General features: G+C 57.4%; 16 protein-coding genes and 1 riboswitch. Of the genes, 13 read left to right on the top strand and 3 right to left on the bottom strand.

Annotation, left to right across the window (positions count from 1 at the left end; translation table 11 throughout):
* Positions 1-57: 57 nt before the first annotated feature.
* The 3 genes from IEX04_RS00520 (at position 58) to IEX04_RS00510 (ending at position 3,344) form a co-directional block, all read left to right on the top strand.
* On the top strand, positions 58-786 hold the full coding sequence (locus tag IEX04_RS00520; RefSeq protein ID WP_188682916.1) for an ABC transporter ATP-binding protein: 729 nt from the start codon (positions 58-60) through the stop codon (positions 784-786).
* Entirely contained in the window at positions 783-2,111 is a 1,329-nt protein-coding gene (locus tag IEX04_RS00515) for an FtsX-like permease family protein (RefSeq protein ID WP_096255645.1), read from the top strand. The genes IEX04_RS00520 and IEX04_RS00515 overlap by 4 nt, the downstream gene beginning before the upstream one ends.
* A gap of 183 nt (positions 2,112-2,294) precedes the next feature.
* Positions 2,295-3,344, top strand: coding sequence for an ABC transporter substrate-binding protein (locus IEX04_RS00510; protein ID WP_096255643.1), 1,050 nt, complete (start codon positions 2,295-2,297; stop codon positions 3,342-3,344).
* A 3-nt stretch (positions 3,345-3,347) separates the two neighbouring features.
* On the opposite strand, the gene IEX04_RS00505 is transcribed toward IEX04_RS00510, so the two are convergent.
* On the bottom strand, positions 3,348-4,133 hold the full coding sequence (locus IEX04_RS00505) for an MBL fold metallo-hydrolase (protein ID WP_229676921.1): 786 nt from the start codon (positions 4,131-4,133) through the stop codon (positions 3,348-3,350).
* 35 nt (positions 4,134-4,168) lie between these two features.
* Here IEX04_RS00505 and IEX04_RS00500 point away from each other — a divergent pair, with 35 nt between their 5' ends.
* From IEX04_RS00500 to IEX04_RS00490, 3 genes are read left to right on the top strand one after another with little or no spacing between them, the layout of a single operon-like run.
* Entirely contained in the window at positions 4,169-5,218 is a 1,050-nt protein-coding gene (locus tag IEX04_RS00500; RefSeq protein WP_188682912.1) for a FecCD family ABC transporter permease, read from the top strand.
* On the top strand, positions 5,215-6,276 hold the full coding sequence (locus IEX04_RS00495; protein ID WP_229676920.1) for a FecCD family ABC transporter permease: 1,062 nt from the start codon (positions 5,215-5,217) through the stop codon (positions 6,274-6,276). Before IEX04_RS00500 ends, IEX04_RS00495 begins: the two co-directional genes overlap by 4 nt.
* A gap of 3 nt (positions 6,277-6,279) precedes the next feature.
* The gene (locus tag IEX04_RS00490) at positions 6,280-8,205 is read left to right on the top strand and encodes an SIP domain-containing protein (RefSeq protein WP_096255638.1); all 1,926 of its coding nucleotides are present in this window, start codon (positions 6,280-6,282) and stop codon (positions 8,203-8,205) included.
* A 76-nt stretch (positions 8,206-8,281) separates the two neighbouring features.
* On the opposite strand, the gene IEX04_RS00485 is transcribed toward IEX04_RS00490, so the two are convergent.
* Positions 8,282-8,743, bottom strand: a complete 462-nt coding sequence (locus IEX04_RS00485; RefSeq protein WP_096255637.1) for a MarR family winged helix-turn-helix transcriptional regulator — start codon at positions 8,741-8,743, stop codon at positions 8,282-8,284.
* A 95-nt stretch (positions 8,744-8,838) separates the two neighbouring features.
* Between IEX04_RS00485 and IEX04_RS00480 the strand changes: the two genes are divergently transcribed.
* Positions 8,839-10,680, top strand: coding sequence for an ABC transporter ATP-binding protein (locus IEX04_RS00480; protein ID WP_308422385.1), 1,842 nt, complete (start codon positions 8,839-8,841; stop codon positions 10,678-10,680).
* On the opposite strand, the gene IEX04_RS00475 is transcribed toward IEX04_RS00480, so the two are convergent.
* On the bottom strand, positions 10,677-11,165 hold the full coding sequence (locus IEX04_RS00475) for a MarR family winged helix-turn-helix transcriptional regulator (RefSeq protein ID WP_188682908.1): 489 nt from the start codon (positions 11,163-11,165) through the stop codon (positions 10,677-10,679). The genes IEX04_RS00480 and IEX04_RS00475 overlap by 4 nt on opposite strands.
* Positions 11,166-11,317: 152 nt before the next feature.
* Between IEX04_RS00475 and IEX04_RS00470 the strand changes: the two genes are divergently transcribed.
* The 6 genes from IEX04_RS00470 to gcvP all read left to right on the top strand — a co-directional run bounded on the left by IEX04_RS00470 (position 11,318) and on the right by gcvP (position 19,406).
* Positions 11,318-11,893, top strand: coding sequence for an NADPH-dependent FMN reductase (locus IEX04_RS00470; protein WP_096255633.1), 576 nt, complete (start codon positions 11,318-11,320; stop codon positions 11,891-11,893).
* A 142-nt stretch (positions 11,894-12,035) separates the two neighbouring features.
* Positions 12,036-13,145, top strand: a complete 1,110-nt coding sequence (locus tag IEX04_RS00465) for a glutathione S-transferase family protein (protein WP_096255631.1) — start codon at positions 12,036-12,038, stop codon at positions 13,143-13,145.
* A 162-nt stretch (positions 13,146-13,307) separates the two neighbouring features.
* Positions 13,308-14,204: an RNase H family protein gene (locus IEX04_RS00460; RefSeq protein WP_096255630.1), complete on the top strand. Its 897-nt coding sequence runs from the start codon at positions 13,308-13,310 to the stop codon at positions 14,202-14,204.
* A 58-nt stretch (positions 14,205-14,262) separates the two neighbouring features.
* Positions 14,263-15,411, top strand: coding sequence for a serine hydrolase domain-containing protein (locus tag IEX04_RS00455; RefSeq protein WP_188682906.1), 1,149 nt, complete (start codon positions 14,263-14,265; stop codon positions 15,409-15,411).
* The gene (locus tag IEX04_RS00450) at positions 15,408-16,181 is read left to right on the top strand and encodes an SGNH/GDSL hydrolase family protein (RefSeq protein ID WP_188682904.1); all 774 of its coding nucleotides are present in this window, start codon (positions 15,408-15,410) and stop codon (positions 16,179-16,181) included. The genes IEX04_RS00455 and IEX04_RS00450 overlap by 4 nt, the downstream gene beginning before the upstream one ends.
* A gap of 115 nt (positions 16,182-16,296) precedes the next feature.
* Positions 16,297-16,394, top strand: a riboswitch (glycine riboswitch).
* A 165-nt stretch (positions 16,395-16,559) separates the two neighbouring features.
* Entirely contained in the window at positions 16,560-19,406 is a 2,847-nt protein-coding gene (gene gcvP / locus IEX04_RS00445; RefSeq protein ID WP_188682902.1) for an aminomethyl-transferring glycine dehydrogenase, read from the top strand.
* Positions 19,407-19,413 lie beyond the last annotated feature (7 nt).

Genomic DNA, 19,413 nt, shown 5'->3' with positions numbered 1-19,413 from the left:
GTACAACTCCATCGGCGCTCCGATGTGCCTGAGCGGCAGGGTTGGGAACATTAGGTTATGCTTCAGAATTCGTATGTATCCAATCCAGTTATTTCAGCCCGCCGGTTGCTCAGAAGTTACGGCAGTACCCATGCGCTCAACGGCATTGACGTTGATATCGCGGCCGGGACAGCGGTTGCGATTATGGGTCCCTCCGGCTCGGGCAAGTCCACCTTGCTGCACGCGTTGGCTGGCATCGAGTTGCCCGATTCGGGCACGGTCACCCTCAACTTGCCGGGCCAAGCGCCGGTTGAAGTTGATGGGCTTGGTGACAGCGCAAGAACCAAGTTGCGCCGCGAAGCCTTTGGTTTCGTTTTTCAGTCCGGACTGTTGATTCCGGAACTGACGGCCGAAGAAAACGTGGCGATGGCTCTGATGGTCAACGGCGTACCACGCACCGCAGCAATCGCGCGTGCTGTGGAAGCGTTGCAGCAGTTGGGTCTGGCAGGGATGGAACAACGGCGCATCGGTCAGCTTTCCGGTGGGCAACAACAGCGTGTAGCTATCGCACGAGCGCAGGTCACTGGTGCGAGCGTAGTCTTTGCCGATGAACCTACGGGCGCCTTGGATTCGGTGACCGGCAGCGAGGTTCTGGATATCTTAATGCAGTGCACCGTGGGGATGGGTAAGAGCCTGGTGATGGTCACCCATGACCGTCAGGTAGCCCAACGCTGTCACCGGATCTTAACGCTTCAAGACGGCAAGATCACCGCGGATGACTCAGTTGTTCAGGGGCCTCGTTCATGAATACCTTGCATATGGCGTGGATGCTCGCACGGCCGAGTAGTTCCGGGCGAATCGTGCAATTGTTGACGGTTGGTGCCTACACCATGGTCAGCGCCATGGTGCTGATAGTGCTTGGTGGAGCTTGGTCATTTACCAAGCTGGAAGGCGACGCGCAAGGGTTTTATATTCCTTTAGCCGCGTTTGCGCTGGTGCTGTTGGTTGTCCCGTTGTTGGTCTTAGGATCCTCGGCTGCCAAACTTTCGGCTCGCGCTCAAGACCGGGCCTTATCTTCATTGCGTCTCTTGGGTGCCACAGGACTTCAGGTTCGTGCAGTTGCGGTGATTCAGGCTGCCGCTACGGCGCTAGTGGGCGCGATCTGCGGGGTGGTGCTGTATTTGGCGTTGGCCCCGGCGGTAGCGCTGGTGAAGTTCCAAGGTGAAGCTATTGGCACGGCGATCTTCCTTCCTCCGCTGGCAACTGCCGCGGCGGTACTTGCGGTGTTATTGCTCTCGGTGGTTAGTGCACTGGCTGGTTTACGTAAGTTGGTCATTACTCCATTGGCGGTGGCTACCCGGCGTTCGGTGCCGATGCCCAGCTGGATGCGCGCGGTAATAGCGATCGGTAGCATCGTGGTGATCTACACGTTGTTCTCTAAGGTTGGTCTGTTGCCGGTGGGCCTGGGCGTACTGATCACCATCGTCATTTCCGGTTTCGGGGTGGGTCTGTTGGCACTAAACCTGATTGGGCCGTGGCTTGTAGCCAAGGTGGGCACGGCGAAACTGAAGAAGGCCGAGAGCCCTGAACAGCTGTTGGCTGCTCGCATGATTTTGGAGTCGCCCGGTGGCGCCTGGCGTCAGGTATCGGGCGTGGCTATGGCTGCCTTCGTGGCCGTCATCGGTGGTTCTGGGGCGGCGATGTTTGCATTTTCGGAGAATGATGTGGCCGGCTCGTGGGAGATGTACTTGAGCGCCGATGTGTTAACCGGTGTGCTGGTGACGCTGAGTATCTCCTTAATATGTGTGGCCATCTCCGCGGCGATTAGCCAATGTGCCGGCACCTTGGATCGTCAAGACCTATATTTGGGGCTTCACCGTTTAGGGGTTGATTTAGGCGTAGTCAACAAGGCGCGAGTTAAAAGCGTGATGATTCCGGCATTAACCGTGGCCATAGGTTTTACCGTGGCTTCTGCGGCGCTGGTGTTGCCCTTCGCGTCGTTGGCGTTGTTGCTGAAGCCACTGACCGTCGCCACGGTGCTGGTCGTCTTACTTGCGGGGCTGCTGGTGATCCGGTTGTCACTAAACATCGCTGACCCACGCAGGTTGTTGGCAGATCATTCCGGTCGATAAGACCAGGTGACGTCCGAGGTTAGGGGTAGCTCAGCTGGCCTGAGGCTAAGTAACGTGGATTACATGTCCTTGATGTTGCGTATTGAAGTGAGATCGGCGTAAAGTTGCATGCGGTTCACATAGGTTTACCTAACCTAAGTGCCGGTTATTTTATGACAACTCGCAACGTCTGGATTATGACCCATGAAAATTACGCGTCGTGCTGGCCTACTGGCAGCAACCTCCGCAATCTTGGCACTTGGCCTTAGCGCCTGTGGCTCGACATCGACCACAGAACCAAAGAGTTCGGATTCCGCTGGATCGAGCTTCACCCCGGTGAGTATCGAAAATATTTACGGCGAAACCGAAATTACCGAGAAGCCTGAGAAGGTAGCGACGATTTCATGGGCTAACGCCGATGCGGTACTAGCACTGGGAACCGTGCCGGTCGGCATGGACATCGATGCTTATGGTCAGAACGCCAACAACTCGACGGACTGGAAGGACGCCAAGCTAGAAGAGCTTGGTGCTCCTATTGGCTCGGAGAACGCGCCGGTACAGTACAAGATTGGTGACGACCTTGACTACACCGGAATCGCCGCGAGCAAGCCCGACGTCATCTTCGCCCCGTATTCGGGCTTGACGAAGGAACAGTACGAGAAGCTACAGGAAATTGCACCAGTAGTTGGCCCGATTAAGCCGAACTACACCACCAGCTGGGAAGAGACCACCGAAGCCGCCGGCCAGATGCTTGGCAAGGCAGAGGAAGCCGACGCGCTGGTTAAGAAAATCGAAGGCGAGCTGGCACAGGTTGGCGAAGACAACAAGGCCTTGAAGGACACCACCTTCATCGCTGCGGACCTCTCCGCCCCGGACGCCGCCTATGTGTACTCCGAAGGGGACACCCGTCCGCGCTTCCTGTCGGCCCTGGGCATGACTCAGGCAGACTACGTCCAGAAGAACGCCGAGAAGGACACCTTCTTCTTCACCGTATCCCCTGAAAAGGTCAACGAGTGGGATTCGGATATCGTCTTCGCCTCTGCCCTTGCTGGCAACAGCGTCGAGGACATCGTCAAGGCTCAGCCGCTATACGGTCAGATCCCTGCGGTGAAGAATAAGGCATTGGCCCTCCCGGGAGATGACCAGGCCACGTTGGCCATCTCCGCAGCTTCGCCACTGTCCATCGAATGGGCGCTGGAGCACGTAGTTCCAAAGATCGTCACGGCTGCCGAAAACGCAGCGGCCGCCAAGTAACAACTAAGGATTTAAGCCTAGATAGTGCAACTGCGCTTCCAAGGACCGGCTAGCTGCGCCCGCCAAGCGCGCATCGAGGCCGGGGTAGACAAGTTCCAGCAAATGCGCTGGTTGCACGTCGGCCCCGGCCTTGCCGAGTTTATCCAGGGCCGCACGCACCTGGTCCAACCGCGATTCGCGATGCGTCAGATAAGTCTGAAGCAACGGATGGGACACCTCATGTTGCTCACCGTGAGCCGGATGCAATGCCATATCCGGCATCGCCAGCAGCCGCTGCAACGACGCCAAGTAATCGGCCAAGGTCCCATCTGGATGTTCCAAAATAGTTGTGCCGCGCCCCAGTACGGTATCTCCGGTGAACAAGTGGGAAGTTTCGCCCCGACGGATAAAGCACACCGAGTCCGAAGTGTGTCCTGGAGTGAAAACCACCTGAACCTCAATTCCTGCGGCCTCGATGACTTCCAAGTCTTCAAAGATCTCCGCCTCTCGGCAGTGCTCTTCGAGCCGAGCTCGCACCGGTGCCCCGGTCAGCCTGTGCAAGGTATCAATTCCGCCGGTATGATCCGCATGCCGGTGGGTGATCAGCACCAGCTGGATGTCGAAGGCCGCCAAGGCGTGCAGGTGGGCTTGAAGATCAGGGCCCGGGTCAATGAGAACTGCTGGGGTTCGCGCAGTCAGCTCGGTGCAGGCTGGGTCAAAGAGCAAATAAGAATTGGTCCCGTCCAACGTCATTTCCGAAGGATTCTCGGCGCGCAGCAGGCCGACGCCAGGGGCGATAATAGTGGGCAAGGGAAGATGAGCCATAGCAACGAGTGTAGGAAGCAATGACCGCGACTAAAAGTATTACGCCCCATGTAGGGCAAGAGAAGTCGCCGAGGGTAGGTAGAAAACTCACCGCCTTCCTCATACTTTTCCTCTTGCTAGCTCTGGCGGTCTTCGCCTCGTTGCTTCTTGGAGCCCGGAGCGTCTCGCTGGATACCGTCACCGACGCGATCTGGAATTTTGATCCGACCAATGGGGATCAGGGTGTGGTTGCTTCGCGCTTTGCCCGGACCGTCGGTGCCATCGTGGTCGGTGCAGCGTTGGGCATGGCCGGCGCCGGATTACAGGGGCTGACCCGCAACCCACTGGCAGATACCGGAATCCTGGGGCTGAACGCCGGGTCCTCGATGAGTGTGGTGTTGGCTATCGGCTTCCTCGGTGTAAGCTCGCTAGCCGGAATTATGGCCGCCGCTTTTATCGGTGCAGCGGTAGTGATGATCTTGGTTTATCTCGTAGCCAATGTGGGACGCGAGGGGGCCACCCCGATCAAACTTGCCTTGGGCGGTGCCGCCTTGGCCGTGGGTGTCGGAGCGGTCACCAATGCGATCCTAATGATCTCGGATTCCACCCTGGACCGATTCCGCATGTGGCAGATCGGCTCGCTGTCCACCACCGGAATTGACACCTTCCTGAGCGCCATCCCCGTCGTGGTCCTTGGGGCCTTGATTGTGTTGTCCACCGCGAAGGTTTCCAACGCCGTTTCCATGGGTGATGACACGGCGACCGCGCTGGGCTTCAACCTGGGCCGCGCCCGGGTGATCGGTTCGATAGGCGTGGTGGTGCTGGCCGGTACCGCCACCGCGGTCGCTGGCCCGATTGCCTTTGTGGGCCTGATGATTCCCCACGCGGTGCGGCTATTGGTCGGCTCTGACTACCGTTGGCTGATGCCTGCCTGTTTAATTGCCGGACCGATCTTGTTGCTGGTAGCCGATACCGTGGGACGTATCATCGCGCCACCAAGTGAAATTCAGGTGGGCGTCATGTGCGCCATGCTCGGTGGTCCGATCTTTATCATCATGATGCGTAGCGGCATGAAGTCGGTGAGCCTGTGAGCTCGAAAGAGATCACCTCAACTACCAGCGGGCTCGAGGCAAATAAACCAACGAGAGCCGCTGCCCGGTCACATCGCGTGCATCGCAGTGTACTGTGGATGGCGCTAGCTATCGTGGTCACCGCACTGGCCTATCTGTTCTGGGGCCGTGACCGGCTCCCCGCAGTGGAAGTACTCCAGGTACTCGGCGGAGAAAAGGTTCCCGGAACAAGTTTCATCATCATGTCCGACCGTCTACCGCGACTAGCGGTCGGCGCCCTGGCAGGTGCCGGGCTAGGTATCTCTGGTGCCCTGTTCCAGCGCTGGCTGGGCAACCCGTTGGCCAGCCCCGATGTGATCGGTGTGGGCTATGGCGCCTCGGCGGCCGCGGTCTTTGCGATGATTGTCTTGGGCTATAACGACTGGAAGCTCAACGCCTTTGCACTGGCAGGCGGCCTGCTGGTTGCCGCACTGATCTATTGGCTTTCGGCCTCGGGAAAACGCACCGGCTCCCGGCTGATCCTTGCTGGTCTGGCCATCGGGGCGATGCTGCAGGCACTCATCCAATACCTGCTGACCCAAGCGCAGCTAAATACCGCCAGTGATGTGATGCACTGGCTGACCGGCTCGCTTTCTTCGAGCAACTGGGATAGCGCACTGTTGCTCTTGGTTCCGTTGGGAACCATCGCCGTCTTTTTACTTCCCTTCGTATTGCGTCAGCTGAAGATGCTTGAATTGGGGGAGGACGCCGCTGCAGCTCTGGGTCTAAACGTGGGCTGGGCCCGGGTGCTATTGGTATTCGTCGCGGTGGCAATGGGTGCCTTACCCATTGCGGTGACCGGTCCGTTAGCCTTTGTGGCATTTTTGGCAGGACCTATCAGCGCTGCGCTCACTCGGGGTCCCATTAATATTCCGCTGGCGGCCCTGACCGGAGCAACGCTGGTGATCGTTGCCAACTTCTTTGCGGCGAACTTGTTCGCAGATCTTTCATTGCCGGTAGGAGTTATCACCGGCGCATTCGGCGCACCGTTCCTCATTTGGGTCCTGGTGCGTACAAATTCAACAGGAAGCGGGGGATAACCCATGGCCCAACTTCAGGCAAACGATCTGACCCTGGCCTATGACAAGGTCACCATCGTCGACGAACTGTCCTTGGATATCCCCACCGGGGAAGTGACCATCGTTGTGGGGGCTAACGGCTGTGGCAAGTCCACGTTGCTGCGCGCGCTATCGCGACTGCTCAAGCCTGCCGGTGGCAAGGTGCTACTGGATGGCCAGGATATTCATACTAAGCCGGCCAAGGAAGTCGCTAAGACGTTGGGCTTGCTGCCGCAGTCACCGACGGCGCCGGACGGTATCACCGCCCGTGAGCTGATCAGCCGCGGACGCTACCCACATCAGGGTCTGTTCAAACGCTTCTCCGCCGAGGACGAGGCAGCAGTTAACCGCGCGCTGGAACTGACCGGGACCATGGAACTAGCGGACCGTGCGGTGGATGAGCTTTCCGGCGGTCAACGCCAACGCGTATGGATAGCGATGGCGCTGGCCCAAGAAACCGAGCTGCTGTTACTTGATGAACCAACCACGTTCTTAGATGTTGCGCATCAGCTTGAAGTACTCGATGTAATTAGTGAACTAAACCGCACGCGCGGAATCACCGTGGTGATTGTGCTCCATGATCTGAACCTCGCCGCACGCTATGCAGATCATTTAGTGGCCTTGCGTGAAGGAAAAATTTACGCCGCCGGTCACCCCAACGAGGTAGTCACCGAACGCACCGTCAAGGATGTCTTTGGAATGCCAAGCCGGGTAATCCCAGACCCGGTCGCTGGCACCCCCCTGGTGTTGCCTATCGGACGCCACCGGGTGTTGCGCACCGAAAACGTGCTCGCTGCCCAAGGCATTGTGCGCTCTCCAGAATTTGTTGAACTCACCAAATCGGCGGTCAAACAAGAACCTACGGTAGCTGACGAACTACAAACGCCGGTCTTAGCTCCGCAAGAGGTCGAGCCGGCGCAACTTCGTCCAGGAGCCGAGCACCTTGCCACCCTGGCCTACCAGTGCATGGTGATGCGCACACAGGACTTAACCCCTGCCTTCCGCCGGATCACCGTGGGAGGTACTGATCTTTCGCACTTCGGCACCAACAGTCACTCGCTAGATATGCGCATCAAGCTTTTGTTGCCACCTGCAGGCGGCTCGGCGCTCACCGAGGAGATCGCAGCGTTGCGTCCCGAGGCATTGTCCAGCCCGGCAGGGCAGGAAGGATGGTACCGGCGCTGGCTTTCCATTGATCCGAGTTCCCGCGGCTATATGCGCACTTACACCGTTCGCGCCTTCCGCGAGGTGGGACACCGCGACAACCTCGGTGATACCGCAGAGCTGGATATTGACTTTGTGATGCATGGGCAGGTGGTCAACGGTGCGCTGCAAGGTGGGCCGGCGACCGAATTTGCGGACAGGGCCCAGGTCGGGGACGAACTGCTCTTGCTCGGTCCGAACCGTGCGCTCAGTGACGAGACCTATGGTGGCATTGAATTCCGCCCCGGAGGCGCTCGCCGTGTGGTGCTGGCTGGAGATGAAACCGCAGCTCCGGCCATTTGCGCAATTCTTGAAGCATTGCCTGCCAATGTCACCGGGCATGCACTGATTGAGGTTCCGGATACCGACGATATCCTTGGCGCCTCCACCCGTTCAGGTGTTTCGGTACAGTGGCTGACCCGTGGCACTAACGAGCATGGGGTGTTGCTTGCCGCAGCGGTGAAGGACGTCGTAGCGATTCCGGCGGCCGGCGCGGTGCACACCGATGCGGATCCGGAAGATATTGACATCGATGAGCAGATCCTCTGGGAAACCGGGGCTGCGGAATCTGCACCGTTCTACGCCTGGATTGCCGGTGAAGCCGGGATGGTCAAGGAATTGCGTCGTTACCTAGTGCGTGAGGCAGGGATCAATCGCAAGCAGGTGGCTTTCATGGGGTACTGGCGCCGGGGTAAAACCGAGAACTAGCCCAGTCGAAGAAGGGTGGTTCCACAGGCAGCAGCATTGCCTGTGGAACCACCCTTCCGCGGTTTAAATTAGTTTTCTAACAGCGTGGGTCACCGGGTGCGTCTGCCACGAGGAGGCCCAAGATTCTGCTCAGTTCTGCCCGGTCATCGTCGCCGAGGGTGGAGAAAAATTCTTCGTGGCTTTGCTTCCGCTCGCCATGTAATTTTTGTAGCAGTTCACGCCCCGAATCGGTCAGCGTGATCAAGCTGGCGCGTCGATCCGCAGGGTCGGGGGTGCGGGTGGCCAAGTCCTTGGCGACTAGCTGGTCGATGACCTCGGTGGTGGAGCGTGGGGCAATATGTAGCTTTTCGGCTAACTGCGAGTTGCGCATGCCTTCGGCATCGACGCGTCCTAACAGCATCATGGTACGAACTTGATGAGGTGTGATGTCGTAGGGGGTCAAGGCGTGGCGCCATTTACCACGAAGCATACGAGAACTGCGATTGAACAGGTCGACCAAGTCAGGGCCGGACTCTTGGGGAAGCATGTGCTTAAGCATAGGGTGTTTTTCCCAACAATTTCAAGATGGAACCACATAGTGAGGTTACCTCTGCTATTCTTGAGGTAATTAGAACAAGAAGGTCGGAGGTGCTCATGGTTGGAATGCCAATGGGTGGACTAGGTGGTGGCGCAGGCGGCACACGCCCGGGGAATTCCCAAAAAGATAAAGAATGGTTGCAGGACCATCCCGTCTCCCTGCGCCGCATTGCGGAACTTTTCCGTCCACATCTGCGCACGGTAATTTTTGTGATGCTACTGATCGTCGCATCATCGCTGATTGGCTTGGCACAGCCTTTCATCATCAGGGAACTGATCGATGTGGCCATCCCAGAGCAAAACGTCAAACTACTGTTGGCGTTGGCTGGTGGGCTGGTACTCATTGCCTTGGTAAACGCGGTACTCGGAGTAGTGCAGACCTGGAGAGCCACCCTGATGGGTCAAAAGGTCATGCATAGGTTGCGCACCGGACTTTTCACTCACCTGCAAAAACAATCTCTAGGGTTCTTCACCAATGCTCGCTCTGGCGAGGTGCAGTCACGGCTGACCAATGATGTCGGACAGATGCAATCGGTGATCACCAACTCGGCCACCTCAATCGCTTCAAACCTCACCACGGTGGTAGCTACGGCCTGCGCGATGGTTGCAATTTCCTGGCAGCTGAGCCTGATCTCGCTCGTGGTCTTGCCGCCGGCGATTATCTTGGCAAAACAAACAGCAAAACTGCGCCGGAAAATCACCGGGGCACGACAACGCGAAATGTCCACGCTCACTTCGATTATTGAAGAGCGGCTCAGTATCTCCGGGGTTCGTCTTGCCAAGGTGATGGGTACTGGCACCTTAGATGCCGAACAGTTCACCGACTCCAGCTCAAAACTCATAGATCTGGAAATGCGTAGTGCGCTCGCCGGACGGTGGCGCATGGCAGCGATGTCGATTATTTTCGCAGGGGTCCCGGCGATACTTTATATCGTTGCGGGGCTTCCGGTCACCGGGGATGGCATGAGCATTGGTACTCTCGTGGCCTTCACCGGGTTGCAGGCGGGAATTTTCCGGCCGGTGATGGGGCTGATGAGTATTTCTATTCAGTGGGTCTCGGCGCTGGCGCTCTTTAGCCGAGTGTTTGAGTTCCTCGACGCTGATCAGGCGCTGCCGGTACCAAACCAGCCACGTCGACTGGCCCATGATGCGGTGCGCGGTGACGTGGAATTCAAGAATGTAGATTTTCGGTATCCCGGGGCGCGTGCCAATACCTTGCGGGGGATCAACTTAAAACTCGAGCCGGGCACCATGACCGCGGTGGTCGGGGCTACCGGCTCGGGCAAATCAACGCTCGGATCCTTGGTCCCACGACTGTTAGATCCAAGCTCGGGCACTGTGAGCTTAGATGGTGTGGAGCTGCGCCAGGTCCAACCGCAGGACATCGCGGACGTAGTTTCCGTGGTGGCTCAGGAAAGCTACCTGTTGCACGCTAGTGTTCGCGAGAACCTGCTTTGGGCTGCCCCGAACGCCGATGAGCAACAATTGTGGAACGCTTTGGAAGCGGCGCAAATCGCGGAGCTGATTCGCTCCCTTCCCGAGGGAATAGATACCCAGGTTGGGCAGCGTGGTCACCGCTTTTCCGGTGGAGAACAGCAGCGTCTGGCCATCGCCCGCACGATGTTGCGTCAGCCAAAGGTGCTGGTTCTGGATGAGGCCACCAGTGCCTTAGACACGGTCACCGAAGCACTGGTCCAACAAGCCTTGGATGAACTGGCTTTGGGACGTACCACCTTGTTGATTGCCCACCGATTGAGCACCGTGTTGCGCGCTGACAAAATTGTAGTGCTCGACGAGGGGCAGATCATTGAGTCTGGAACCTTTGAAGAGTTGGTCAAGCTGGACGGTAAATTTGCTCGGCTGGTAAACAATAGCGAGTTGGCCCAACAGCGCAGCTAGTCCGCTGGAACGCTCTCTGGTTCTCGCGGTGTAATTGCGGCTAAAATCTTAGGTAAGGCAGTTTCTAGAGCCGCGTGCTCCGCAGGAGTTAGCGAATCAAAGAGCGACTCGCGAACGAACTGCACATGTAATGGCGCTGCCTCGCGGATTGCCTGCCAGCCTTGCTCGGATAATCCGATCTGGTGACCTCGGCGGTCTAGGGTGTCAGAACAGCGAGTGATAAGCCCTTTAGCTTCCATGCGGCGCAAAAGGTGTGAGAGTCTGGAGCGGTCCCAACGCAGCTCGTTAGCCACCTCCGCAGGGCGTAACGAAGTCTCTTTCGACTCGGAGAGCACCGCGAGGACCGAGTACTCGCCTGATTGCATGGCCGAATCTTGGGAAAGCTGACGATCCATGGCACTGGGGAACTGCCAGATGAACTCGCGGATGATTTGCCAGAGGTTCTGCTCGCGTTCGTTGAGCCAGCGAGTATCTTCGGATCCCATGTTTTCTTTTCTCCTATGTGCAAAGAGTAGTGAGTGGCACACTCTCAAAGTTGTTGACACATCAATCATCTCGTGTAATGTTGTTTTTAGCAAGACTTGATGACGCGTCAATCATAATGAAGTGGCGCACTACAATGCCAGGGAGCAACAAGATGTTGAAAATCGCTATTATTACCGGATCCACCCGCCCAGGACGTAACAACCACGGTGTGGCTCAGTGGGTATTGGAACAGGCTCAGCAGCGCGATGACGCCAGCTACGAGTTGGTGGACATCGCCGATTACAACTTGCCACTGCTAGACGAAGCGTTCCCTGCCGCGTACCAGAACTACCAGAACGAAGCCACTCAACTCTGGTCGGCAAAGATTGCCGAGTTTGACGGGTACATCTTCGTTACCCCTGAATACAACCATTCGATCGCACCGGCACTGGCTAACGCGCTGTCCTACCTGAATGCGGAATTCACCAATAAGGCAGCCGGCATTGTGGGTTACGGCTCGGCTATGGGAGCCCGCGCGGTAGAGCACCTACGCGGTATTCTTTCCGAACTGCAGATCGCTCATGTGCAGAAGACCGGCATGTTCTCGCTATTTAGCGACTTCGAGAACTTCTCAGAATTTAAGCCAACCGAGCAGGCATCCGGATCGGTACACCCTATGTTTGACCAGCTTATTTCCTGGGCTACCGCAATGAAGACAGTTCGCGCCTCCGCCTTGGTCAACGCCTAAACAACCCTCGGATGAAGCACGGGAAGTTTGCAAGATAACATCGTGTGCATTGCGGGACAGCACACTACTTTTCGACCAGCCTCAGCGTTAGCCTGTGAATAAGCAGGTTGCAGAAACCAAGGGCAAATCTTCAGGAGAGATCATGAGCAACGAATTTTCGACTAAAGGCGCATACGTCACCGGTGGCGAGTTCACCAGGGACACCAACTACATTCAAGATCGCATCGTGGCAGATTCTCGTCCCGAAGCTTTTGCCGCAGGAGAACCTCAGAGTTCCATCGGTCACCCGCAAGCAGGCCTGGGTGAAGGAGCACAACTGTGGCCAGTTGAAGCAGGACGCTACCGACTCGTTGCAGCGCGTGCCTGCCCATGGGCCAACCGCACACTGATCGTGCGCCGACTGCTCGGGCTAGAAGATGCCATTTCTGTCGCACTGCCAGGTCCCACTCATGATGCGCGCAGCTGGACCTTCGACCTTGATGAGGGCGGCAAAGACCCGGTCCTAGGCACCGAACGAGTCCAAGAAAATTACTTCAAACGATTCGCAGACTACCCGCGTGGGATCACCGTCCCGGCAATCGTGGATATTCCCACCGGTGCCGTAGTCACCAACGACTACCCTCAAATCACCTGGGACTTCTCTACTCAGTGGAAGGAATTCCACCGTGAGGGAGCACCCAACCTGATTCCCGAAGGTTCGCTGGAAGAAATGCTGCCACTGATCAAACGCATCTTCACCGAGGTGAATAACGGCGTTTACCGCGCAGGATTCGCCGGCGGTCAGCAGGCGTATAACGACGCCTATGACCGGCTATTCACCACGCTGGACTACTTGGAAGAGCGCCTTGAAACTCGACGCTTCCTCATGGGAGACCACATTACCGAAGCGGATATCCGGCTGTTCACCACGCTGGCACGCTTCGACCCGGTCTATCACGGTCACTTTAAGGCAAACCGCAATAAACTAACCGACATGCCAAACCTGTGGGGTTATGCCCGGGACCTATTCCAGACCCCAGGTTTTGGCGACACCACAGACTTTGAGCAGATCAAGGCCCACTACTATGTGGTCCATGAAGATATCAACCCCACCCAGATCGTGCCCAAGGGCCCAGACCTGAGTAACTGGCTCGAATCCCATGGACGTGAAGAACTCGCTACCTCGGGTCCTTTCCTCGATGGCACAGCGCCAGATGAGGTACGCCCCGAAGAACGGGTGACCGCCGGACACAACCCGTTATACCCGGCCTAAATTTCCGCACCAAAAACTAAGCAACTCAGCAACAGCATAAGACTGAGACGAAGTCCCGGTGGACCACCTAAAAAGGATCCACCGGGACTTTGCGCGTTAAAAATAGAACATCAGCACGAAGGTCGTCTATAGATGTGGGGTGGACATGGCAGGATTATTAATATGACGATCATTGCGGCAGCTGACGGTTCTGCTCTTGGTAACCCTGGACCTGCGGGGTGGGCCTGGTATATCGATGACAATAACTGGGGCTCCGGCGGTTGGGACCACGGAACCAACAACATGGGTGAACTCCAAGCGGTACTCGAACTCTTCCGAGCCACCGCCAAGGAACCCGAAACCGAACTAAAAATCCTGTGCGACTCCCAATATGCGATTAATTGCATCAGCAAGTGGATGCCGGGATGGAAGAAAAAAGGGTGGAAGAAGTCCGACGGCAAGCCGGTACTCAATCAGGAGATTCTGCGCGAACTCGATACCGCGATTGTCGGACGTAAGTACACCTTCGAGTGGGTTAAAGGCCACGCCGGTCATCAACTCAACGAAGAAGCAGATGACCGTGCTCGTGCCGCGGCCACCGCGCATCAAAGCGGTAAAACGCCAGATCCAGGACCCGGCTACCTCGGTTCAAGCGCACCGGCGACAGCTGGCGCCCCAGCGCCGCAGTCCGAGACGGACTGCGCTGCCGAAGAAAATGCGAGCCTAGATGTCACCGGAACCGTATTCGAATTGGAACAGGGACTGCTCGACGCACAAGTACGCACGAACTTCACCGAGGTTAACGATTTCCTGCATCCTAGCTACCAGGAAATTTGCCGCGACGGTTCACTCTTAGACGTCAGTACCGTGCGTACAATCCTTGAGAGTTCAGGCACCTTGCCGGAAACCGGCCCGGTACAACTACTGACCGCCCGCCTACTGGATACTTCGCTGGTGCTCATCGCTTATCGGATGAACCCCGCCAACTCACCGGTTCTGGTGTGCTCTTCGTGGTGGCAACAAACCAACGCAGGCTGGAAACTACGGTTCCGCCAAGAAACAGTCGAAAACCAAGCATAGATTTTTATCAACTGATACTAGTGTTAGTTGATAAGTAACAAGCACTTAAAGGATTTTCATGCATTCGGTTATTTCTGAAGATTTCGCACCACTTGCCGAAGCGCTCGAAGCTCGGGCCGCAGAAGAAGAAAATTACTCAGCCCAGTTAGCTATTTACCACCGCGGAGAATTGGTGTTAAGCCACAGCGTCGGCGAACACCTCTCCGGTGACGGACTGACCTGCATCTTCTCCTGCACTAAGGGTTTGAGCGCACTGGTAATCGCGCTACTGATCCAAGACGGTTTGCTTGATCCGACCGCTCCTATCGGTACTTATTGGCCAGAATTTGCTATCGGCGGCAAAGAAAAACTTAGCGTCGGAGAAGTGCTCAGCCACCAAGCTGGCGTGCTGGGCGTTCCCGGAGGGGTCCCCAGCGAAGTCCTGTTGAACTCGGCCGAATACGCCAAGGTCCTCGCCTCAATGCCAAGCATCTGGCCACTGGGTCAGAACATCGTGGGATATCACGCAATCACCATGGGCGTACTCATGGAGGAGCTCGTTCGCCGGGTGACCGGAGAAGAACTCAAAGACGTCTACGAAAAGCGTATTCGCGGACCACTAGGCGTGGACGCCTATATCGGGCACGGTCCAGAGATTGAACCGCGCTACCGCGACGTGTTGCCTGCCGCCGATCAAGCACCTGCCTTCATGGATCCATTCTCGCCGACCGGACTATCGGTGAACTCCACCTCAGGCTTCGCCCTAGAATCCGGTCCGGTCTACAACTGGCACGAGCTAGCCAACTCGGCGCAAGTGCGCCACTTGGGTCCAGCATCCATGGGCGGGGTGGCCAACGCCGAGGCGCTCGCCGGGATTTACGCCGCTTCCTTTGGCGCAGTACCGGCCCTTGGCGTGAGCAAAGGTTTGCTCAGTGCCGATACCTGGGCTCAGGTTTCTACCGAACTTGTGTACGGGCCAGACCGTACCAACGGACTATTGCAAGCATTCGCCGTGGGCTTCATGAAGGCCACGGCCCGCAATGACTACGGCTCAATCTTCGCCTACGGCCATGACGGGGCGAACTCATCGTTGGCTTTCGCTGATCCGGCCTACCAGCTCGGCTTTGGATTCATCCCTTCACGCAATGAAGGACCCAAAGACATTTCAACTGGAGTGAAGCTCAGCCAGCTGGCACGCCAGCTCATCTTGGCGAAGGGAGCAAAATGAAGTTCCTTGCGCTAGGAGATTCCTTCACCGAAGGCGTCGGAGATATCAGCATGGTGCGCCCGAACAGGGTGCGGGGCTGGGCGGACCGAGTCGCCGAAGTATTGTGCACCCAAGGTAATTGGCAGTACGCGAACCTGGCGATTCGTGGCAAAAAGATTGGTCAGGTCATCAATCAGCAACTCGACGCAGGGTTGGCACTGAAACCGGATCTGGTAACTATCTATGCCGGCGGGAACGATATTTTGCGCCCCAGCGCCGACCTGGATGCCCTGATGCGCGGTTATGACGGAATGGTGCGTCGCTTCATTGAGGCAGGCAGTACCGTGGTGCTCTTTACCGGTTTTGATACCGTCGACTCGCCACTTTTTAACAAGACACGGCCACGCACGGCGATCTATAACGAGAAGATCCGCGAAATCGCCGATAACCACGGGGCGATCGTGGCAGATTACTGGCGCTGGAGAGAATTTTCTGACCTGCGTTACTGGGCCGGTGACCGTCTGCATATGAACGAATTTGGCCACACGCTGATGGCCTACAAGGTGCTGGAACTGCTTGGAAAACACAACATCGCAGACCCGCAGTGGGTAGAGCGAATCAATCTTCCTGGCTTACCTGAGCTCCCGGTTAATTCGCGCGGTGAAAGATTACGCCAAGACATGGGCTGGGCGAGAGAGCATTTAGGTCCATGGGTTAAACGCCGGCTTACCGGTACTTCTTCGGGGGATACCTTGTCAGCGAGGTACCCCGACTACGTCAAACTGTCCTAAAAGACGCGATTGTTTGCATTTATGAACCGGGAAGGGTTTTAAGTCTTGGACTAGCCTCGCGGTAGCAGGTAAGATGTGACTGTGTCTCAGATCATTAGAGCTGGGCCGCAGCCTTCGACGGATGGCGGGAGAGACCCGTTCACACCATGGATGGGCGCCGTAGGAGCAATTCCTCCCCAGGAAACTCTCAGGCCCCCGTACCGCCATCACGAGGCAACTCTGGAAAGAAACCGGCCCGTTCCGGTTCACCGAAGGTGCAAGCAACCGGCTTTGTTGGTCGGATGTGTAAAACTCTCAGGTTATGAAACAGGGATGGGGAGGGACAGAGACCTTCCTTTGGCATGCGCCAAGACAGATCCCCCTGGAGATAACTGCACCATGACTATTACGCAGACCTCGGCATCCACGAGTAGCGAATTCGTGTCACGCCACATTGGCCCACGTCCGGCCGATGTAAACCACATGCTCTCGACGCTGGGTTATTCCAGCCTCGATGAGCTCATCGACACCGCAGTTCCGGCTGATATCCGCCAGGCTTCTGCCTTGGATCTTCCCTCGGCACTGAGCGAAACCGAAGCGCTGGCTCACCTGCGCGGCTTGGCTTCCAAGAACGTGATGAAGACCCAGATGATTGGTCAGGGCTTCTACGACACCATCACCCCACCAGTGATCCGTCGGAACATCGTGGAAAACCCAGCGTGGTACACCGCTTACACCCCGTACCAGCCAGAAATCTCGCAGGGTCGCCTCGAAGCGCTACTAAACTTCCAGACCATGGTGATGGATCTGACCGGCCTGCCCATCGCTAACGCCTCGATGCTTGATGAATCGTCATCGGCAGCCGAAGCGGTGCTGATGATGCGCCGTGTCAACAAGAAAAAGGGCAACGGCAAGACCGTCCTGGATTCAAATATCTTCCCGCAGACCATCAAGGTCATCCAGGGACGCGCGGATGCGCTGGGCTTTGAAATCGAAGTTGCCGACTTGGCGCAGGGTCTGCCCGAGGGTGAAATCTCCGGTATCGTGCTGCAGCAGCCGGGCAACGACGGCTCTATTGCCGACCACAAGCAGATCATCGCGGCCGCCAAAGACGCCGGCGCGATGGTCACTGTTATCGCCGACCTGCTCGCGCTGACCATGATCACCCCTCCGGGTGAGCAGGGCGCGGATATCGCAGTGGGCAACACCCAGCGCTTCGGCGTGCCACTGTTCTTCGGTGGCCCGCACGCAGCCTACTTCGCCGTGGCTGACGGTCTGACCCGCTCCATGCCAGGTCGTCTGGTTGGTGTCTCCTCCGATGACGCCGGCACCCCTGCTTACCGTTTGGCACTGCAGACTCGCGAGCAGCACATCCGCCGCGAGAAGGCCACCAGTAACATCTGTACCGCACAGGCACTGTTGGCAATTTGCGCCTCGATGTACGCCGTCTACCACGGCCCAGCAGGTCTAAAGATGATTGCTAGCCGTGCACACAACCACGCACGTGTCATCGCCAGCTCACTGGTAGCCGGTGGCTTCACCTTGGCCAGCGACTCCTTCTTCGACACCGTAGTAGTGAACGTCGACGATGCAGCAGCGATCATTTCCAAGGCCGCTGAGTCGGGCGTGAACCTGCGTAAGGTTTCCGAAACCCAGGTGGGTATCTCCACCGATGAGGCCACCACCGCGGCGATTGTTCGCTCGCTGGCAGAGGTCTTCGGTGTTGAGCTATCCGCACCAGAGGGCTTCGACATCCCAGAGGGCCAGGTTCGCACCAGCGAGTTCATGACTCACCCAATCTTCAACACCATTTCCTCGGAAACCCAGATGATGCGTTACCTGCGCCGCCTGGCCGACCGCGACCTGGCGTTGGATCGCACCATGATCCCACTGGGCTCATGCACCATGAAGCTGAACTCGGCCGCCGAGATGGAATCCATCACCTGGCCAGAGTTCGCTTCGATCCACCCATACGCTCCGGCCGAGCAGACCGAAGGCTGGCGCGAGCTGATCACCGACCTTGAGGGCCGGTTGACCACCATTACCGGATACGCTGGCGTTTCGATCCAGCCAAACGCCGGTTCCCAGGGCGAATACTCGGGGCTGCTTGCCATCTCCGGTTACCATGCCTCCCGCGGCGAAGGACAGCGTAATGTTTGCCTGATCCCGGCGTCGGCCCACGGCACCAACGCGGCCTCCGCGGTACTTGCCGGCATGAAGGTTGTTGTCGTAAAGACCGCGGCAGACGGCACCATCGATGCGAACGATCTTGATGCCAAGATCGAGGCGAACAAAGATGTCCTTTCGGCCATTATGATCACCTACCCATCCACCCACGGTGTCTATGACGCGGACGTACGCGAAGTCTGCGACAAGGTCCACGCCGCCGGTGGTCAGGTCTACATCGACGGTGCAAATATGAACGCACTGGTCGGTCTGGCTCAGCCAGGTCAGTTCGGTGGCGACGTTAGCCACCTGAACCTGCACAAGACCTTCTGCATCCCACACGGTGGTGGCGGACCAGGTGTTGGCCCCATCGGTGTGGGCGAACACCTCGTGCCATTCTTGCCAGGTGACCCATCGGGTACCTATTCCGAGCGTGACGGTGTGCCGGTAGTGGCTACCGCGTTCGGCTCCGCCGGCGTACTGCCAATTTCTTGGGCTTACATTGCCATGATGGGTGGCGACGGGTTGACCGACGCGACCAAGACCGCGATCCTGAACGCCAACTACATTGCCAAGCGCCTGAACGAGTACTACCCGGTACTGTTCACCGGTAACAAGGAATTGGTAGCTCACGAGTGCATCCTGGATCTTCGCGAACTGACCGCGAAGACCGGAGCTACCGCAGAAGATGTGGCTAAGCGCCTGATCGACTTCGGTTTCCACGCACCAACGCTGTCCTTCCCGGTTGCTGGCACGCTGATGGTTGAGCCAACCGAGTCCGAAGACCTGGTCGAGATCGAACGCTTCATCGAAGCGATGATCACCATCCACCAGGAAATGCAGGAAGTTCTTGCAGGGGTCTACAGCATCGAAGAGTCGCCACTGCGCAACGCTCCACACAGTGTCTCGGCCGTAGTCAACAGCAGCTGGGATCGTAAGTACTCCGTAGAGCAGGCAGCCTTCCCGGTCGCCAGCCTCAAGCGCGATAAGTACTTCCCGGCCACCGGACGCATCGACGGTGCAGCTGGTGACCGTAACCTGATCTGCTCCTGCCCACCTCCTGAAGCCTTCGAAGACTAGGACATCG

Origin of the sequence: Glutamicibacter ardleyensis, from assembly GCF_014644555.1 — a bacterium.
Taxonomy (GTDB): Bacteria; Actinomycetota; Actinomycetes; order Actinomycetales; family Micrococcaceae; genus Glutamicibacter; species Glutamicibacter bergerei.
The sequence above is the reverse complement of the archived record's forward strand: the minus strand, read 5'-3'. Positions and strand labels throughout refer to the sequence as shown.